Origin of the sequence: Phormidesmis priestleyi BC1401 (genome assembly GCF_001650195.1) — a bacterium.
In the GTDB taxonomy this organism is placed as follows: Bacteria; Cyanobacteriota; Cyanobacteriia; order Leptolyngbyales; family Leptolyngbyaceae; genus Phormidesmis_A; species Phormidesmis_A priestleyi_B.
In genome coordinates this window covers 1-5,633 of record NZ_LXYR01000114.1, presented here as the reverse complement: position 1 = coordinate 5,633, position 5,633 = coordinate 1, and the positions used below count along the sequence as shown (strand labels likewise).

General features: G+C 48.8%; 5 protein-coding genes and 1 pseudogene. 4 read left to right on the top strand and 2 right to left on the bottom strand.

Going from position 1 to position 5,633, the window contains the following annotated elements; translation table 11 throughout:
* Positions 1-233, bottom strand: a 233-nt coding sequence (locus A8707_RS30045) for a hypothetical protein (protein WP_068820143.1), incomplete at its 3' end; no start/stop codon positions are given.
* A 538-nt stretch (positions 234-771) separates the two neighbouring features.
* On the opposite strand from A8707_RS30045, the gene A8707_RS25345 reads away from it, so the two are divergent.
* Positions 772-1,764, top strand: a complete 993-nt coding sequence (locus tag A8707_RS25345) for a DMT family transporter (protein ID WP_197485070.1) — start codon at positions 772-774, stop codon at positions 1,762-1,764.
* A 587-nt stretch (positions 1,765-2,351) separates the two neighbouring features.
* Here the strand turns inward: A8707_RS25345 and A8707_RS25340 are convergent.
* Entirely contained in the window at positions 2,352-3,437 is a 1,086-nt protein-coding gene (locus tag A8707_RS25340; RefSeq protein ID WP_231948477.1) for an alkaline phosphatase family protein, read from the bottom strand.
* 343 nt (positions 3,438-3,780) lie between these two features.
* Here A8707_RS25340 and A8707_RS25335 point away from each other — a divergent pair, with 343 nt between their 5' ends.
* From A8707_RS25335 to A8707_RS25325, 3 genes and pseudogenes are all read left to right on the top strand, one after another.
* Positions 3,781-4,167 (top strand): VOC family protein, encoded by a 387-nt coding sequence (locus A8707_RS25335; RefSeq protein WP_068820137.1) that lies wholly within the window; start codon positions 3,781-3,783, stop codon positions 4,165-4,167.
* Between the two features lie 222 nt (positions 4,168-4,389).
* A complete protein-coding gene (locus tag A8707_RS25330) occupies positions 4,390-5,139 on the top strand; it encodes an SDR family NAD(P)-dependent oxidoreductase (protein ID WP_068820135.1) in 750 nt (249 codons plus the stop codon).
* 194 nt (positions 5,140-5,333) lie between these two features.
* A pseudogene (locus A8707_RS25325) lies at positions 5,334-5,633 on the top strand (ISKra4 family transposase); the annotation flags it as partial.

The following is a 5,633-nucleotide window of genomic DNA, read 5'->3' as shown; positions in this document are numbered from 1 at the left end:
GTTTGGTTGAGAATCTCGACCCGATCTCCAGCAAATCCGTAGTGCAAAGGTTCTGCCAGAGTAGATGGATTGGCACGGACATTAATGGGAGTGGTGTAGTCAAGAGCCGTGAGTTCAGCTGACCGAGCTAAAACCGAAAGACTTCGCTCTCCGGAAACGGCAATTAGACCGGCACTCAAGACAAACAAAAGAAGGCTTCGGAGCAAAACCCGCAACGTGTGGTTCCGTGTCATGGGAGGGGCTTCTCAAGGTTAAAGGTGGACAAAAATAAAGACAGAGGGCTTTCTGATGCAGGTATCTCGCTTCTTTCCGTAAGGTTGAAGATAGGTACTGAGATTGTCTGATTAATAGATCAAAGGTACTTAATACTATGACTAAAATATTAATCTGCTATCCCATTCTTATTCCCGCGACTCAACTCCAGATCAGGAAACATCGATCTGCAGCCTATTTGTACAGTGACTTTTTATTTGTCGTGGTGCCAAATTGATATCATCAAGGGTATGAAGCCTGTCTCTGCTAACGTTTAGCTTCGAGTACGGACAGGGCGTGGACAACCTGGCATCAACCTTAATGGCTGGAAGTGTGCAGCGACCGGAATGGTCTGACGACACGGATTTGTCCTAATGTCATTTAATTTGGCACTGTACAACTGACTGCAAACTGATTCGCTTTCCTTATCGTTGCAATTGTAATAAAGCTATGAGCAGACTTTTGCCCTCAAACGCCGCGTCTGATAGAGTAAGCACCGCTAAACAATGGTGGCGAGGGTTGACCCTTGTCTTGCTCGCGACGCTGTTTCTATCTCTGCAAAATAATTTAGTGAAGCTTGCCCAAGCACCAATCCCCATACCAGTCTTAGGAGGCATGCAAGCAGGCGGCTATGTGACTCCGGACCTCCATAACCCTTTTCAGGTACCACTGCTGGTGCTGCTGGTGCGGATCACTTTTCTGCTCCCCCTCTTGTGGGTGCTGTTGCCGTCTCTGCGACCCGGCGGTTGGCAGGAAGCGCGACAAGTGATGATGGGCAACGATCACGTGCTCAAGCTCCGCATCGTCGCAGCCGGCGTGTTTCTTTTCCTTTCCCAGACGCTCAATTATTTTGCGATCTCCAAACTGGGTCCGGCCACCGCTGTCACGCTCTTCTTTATCTACCCCACCATCACGACCCTGCTTGCTTGGTGGTGCTTTGGCGAACGTCCTGCCTGGAAGCAATGGGTCGCCATTGGTTTGATTTATCTTGGTTGTGCCTGGTTAGCTTTCAAAATCCCGGTCGAAGCTTTGGGCACTGATTTACCCAAAGCACTCGCAGCCTTTTCCACCGCTGACCCGCTCGGGTCATTCGCAGCGATTGGTGCTGGTGCCATGTTTGCCCTGGAAGGGATCATTGCCCAAGCGTGCTTTCGCAAGATCAACCCTGCTACCTTTACCAGCCTGGTGTTTACAGTGGAATGGCTAGTACTGTCAGGCTTTGCCCTGTTTGTCATTCACATCAGCCTCAACGTTGGTCTGCTTGTGATAGGACTGCTGCTTTGTCTTGCCACCTTAACTGGCTATCTCTTCAACAATTTTGGCATTCGCGAGATTGGTGCCGCTGCGACCGCTATCATCGGGGCTAGTGGTCCAGCCGTGACGGCAATTCTAGGCGTGCTCATTCTCAGCGATGGCTTAAAAGCGCAGCAGTGGGCGGCGATTGGGCTAGTCACCGTGGGCGTAGTCCTGATGAATCTGGCACGAGTGCCGTCAAAGCTATCGCAAACCTAAAGTCATCGCACCAGGACACGGTCATGTTAGAGGCTTATCGCTTGACTGTCTGGTTGCCGCTTCTGCTTACCATCAGTCCTCCACAAATAGTGCTAGAACGCTCCTCGCCATGGATGGCATAATTGCTGACCTTACTAGGGGTAAAAGTAGCGAAGCTGCCGTCAGCCGCCATGCAAGCGCTGAAACACTTTCGTAGTCTAGCTTTGGCGGCATAGTTCCGGTTTTTAACCCTCTCAAGGGACGATCGCTGATTTACGAAGGTTATATGAGCTATAGAAATGTGAAAGAAGCATGAGAGATCTGTCGGTTAACTGCTGCAATAAGCAGAGAACCAAGCCTAATCCAGATATTTGGAAACCTGATGCGTCGAGCGGTTTCTCACTTTAGGCAAGCCGAGAAGTGGCTATCGACATAAAGCGGGACAGATTGAACGAAACTTTAAGCTTTGAGGGATCTACTGTCCCGGCTTAAATTGGTAGCCCGAGAAGTCAACTATCGCAAGTCGATTGCACAGAGGCTTTCAGGCTTAGAGTCGTTTTTGGGTCAAAAGCTACGGAAACGCCGAGTAGGGGTGCAAAAAGAATCGATCACTTTGATTGTTGGGCAAAGAGTTTTATCAGCGGTTTGATGCCTTGTGTGGTATCGCCTGCGTGATTGAGATACTCATCAATGCCAAACGCATCTTCGGTCGTTCTCAGGAGCGAATAGTGATTGTAAGGCGTTGAATCGACGATCCCATGGTGCCCGTGATTGGTGATAACGATCGTGGCAATATGCCCACCGCCAAAATTAGCCGCACTTTGAGGCTCGTACCCACAGCAGCCCGTTTGTTCATGCGTGCTGCCATTATTTTCATCCCAGGTAATCACGATCGCGCTGTTGCCCGGTTTAGTCCAAATTGACGACTGCATGATTTGGTTGACGACTTGAGCAATTTGCGCGTCTCCAGTCCGAATCAAGCTTTGGGGGTTCGGGCATTCGGCTAAGCCGTGCATCTCATGGCATTGGTTGAGCACAATATGGCTGTAGTTGGGAACATTGCCGCTTTTGAGGTCAGAGGCAAGCTGCGAGAAACCGACGATTTTTTGGGCACGATTCGGATCATCCTGTACAGATTTGAAGCTCATAAAGCCGTTGTGCTTGGCGGCATACAAAGCCCGAATGCCATTTGGAGCGACGATCGCTTTTGATCCTGGTTCCGGCAGATCCTCAAAATATCCTTTCCAGCTTAAATTTCGCTGTTCTAACTGAGTCATTAAACTCGGTTGCGAGATCGTATGATTCGCATAGCCAGACGTTTGAGCATCGTGACAAAATGGGTCTACCTTTCCTGCATTGCAGTAGAACGCATCATCGTCATGAATGCCAAAGGTATTACCGCCTAACATCGCTACATAGTTTGCTTCGCTCGGATGCACTTCGCCATAAAACTGCGTGGCTAATCCGTAAGTTTTAGCGAATTGATTGAGATTCGGCGCGTTGGGGCTGCCGATAATTTGCTCATATGCTTTATTCTCGGCAATGATGACAAAAATATGGGCGTATCGGGGAACGGCGCGATCGTCTGCTAAGACCGCTGTGTGAAGGGTTGAAGTCGGAATCGCTGCTGAAACAGAAGCGTTAGGCTGACTGTATTTGTGAAGAACGAATCGTGCGACTATGCCCAATCCCACAACGCAGAGTAGTAAAAGCAGAAACCTCGATCTAGAGCGATTAAACACAACAGCCTTCTTGAACATCTCGTTGCTTAATGAGGCACATCTTAGATTAGAAAGAACCTGTTTTCAATTGGTCAACCATTGGACACTCCATCTTGGAGCCGTATCAATCCCATTCTAGGGATCTTGACTCATCATCTACGGTTGCTCTGAGCGTCTGGGCGTTCCGACTGATGAGTGATTGGAGAACGACTAGACATCCCTGATTGCCTATCCTCTCTATCAAAAAATGTTAATCGCCTCTCAAATCGAACTCATTATGAGTATGGTTTAGGAAAGAACATCTTCAGAGGTTGCTATGAACTTTCAGCGAATCGAGCATATCAACAAGGTCTGTCAAAACTTAGAGACCACGCTGCAATTTTATCAAACCCTTTTCCCTGAATGGTTTATTCGTGCTCAAGAACGGTCAGAGGAAATGAGTTGGCTACATTTTGGCAATCAGCAGTTTTACCTCTCACTCTACGAACATCCCAATCATTCGACACCGATGAGTACAGGCAGCATTGACCATATTGGTCTGGTGATTGACGATGGCAAGAGAATGCTATCGCTTTTAGAAGCGAATCAGATTGAGTACTTTCTTGAAGATTCTCCAGAAACAAAGTACCGCATTTATGTACAAGACCCAGATAATACCGGACTGGAGCTAGTTGAGTACAAAGAGAGTTATGACTTGCGCTAGTCCATCAAAAAGGCGATTCTTAGAGAATTTTCAATCTACTGATCCTACAAGCTTGCACCTACACTGAATCATCCCTCCATCCACACTGACAGTCCCAATACACCCGCGCCAGGTAAGTTTGTGCGATAGGTCACTTCCATCAATTTCAGTTCTAAGGTAGACGGCAAGCCCACTGATGATAGCCACACTCAGGAATTAGAATCTCTAACGCTAGGAAACACCATGCCTGGAAAATTAACTGGAAAAGTTGCGATCGTCACTGGAGCCTCTTCAGGCATTGGAGAAGCTACCGCCGTTCTACTTGCTAAAGAAGGCGCGAAGGTTGCCGTGATAGCCCGTCGTGCAGACCGCCTCAATAATCTTGTCCAACGAATTCAGACCGCAGGGGGTGAAGCTTTGCCGATTCCCGCAGATGTGACAGATGAAACTCAGATTCGAGATGCGATCGCAAAAACGCAGTCTGCTTGGGGGCAGGTTGATATCCTGGTCAACAATGCAGGAGTGATGCTGCTGGGCATGATCGATGGTGCAGATACCGAAGACTGGCGACGCATGATCAACTTGAACGTTCTGGGACTGATGTATGCGACCCATGCCGTTTTACCGCTGTTGAAGGCTCAAAATAGCGGACACATTGTAAATATTTCATCCGTGGCGGGTCGAGTTGCCAATGCTGGAAGCGGAGTGTACAACGCAACAAAATGGGCAGTGGGCGCTTTCTCTGAAGCGTTACGCAAGGAAGTGTACCAAAATCAGATTCGAGTCACGATTATCGAACCAGGTTTGGTAGCAACTGAACTACCGCAACACATTACTGATCCAGCCGCGAAAGAGCTAGCAGCAAAATTTTACGGCTCAGTGAAACCGCTAGAGAGTGAAGATATCGCAACTGCGATCCTCTATGCTGTGACTCAACCTGCCCATGTGAATGTCAATGAGATTTTGATTCGTCCAACCGAGCAGGAACGTTAATCATCCCTTTAGATCGAATCATCCCTCCATCCGCACTCCTGACAATCCCAATACACCCGCGCAGGATGAGTTTGCATTAGTGTTCGCTCACACTCAGGACAACGCCCCGTAAACATCGGATGGGGTGCGACCTCTACTTGATTTAGTAGGTCAAGCATGATATCACTGAGTGAGGCAACCAAGAGGTGGTGAGTATGAGCGCTCAATTGCTGAGTCAAGAAGGGACGCAAGTCAGGATAGAAGTGACGATAGACCTGAGTCATTCGCTGCTGACCAGTGAAGAAGCGATTCAGGAAAGCCTCAACGAGGCGGGTCGTATTGCCACTACAGCCGCTCTTGAGTATCTGGACACCGACGGTTCAGCCATTGAGATTGCCGGAGAGGTGATGCGAACCAAAGGCAAGCAGCCCAAAGCGTATCAAACGCCCTACGGAGAAGTCGTGATTGAACGCCATGTCTATCAGCGCTCTGGAGGCGGGAAAACGGATTGTCCG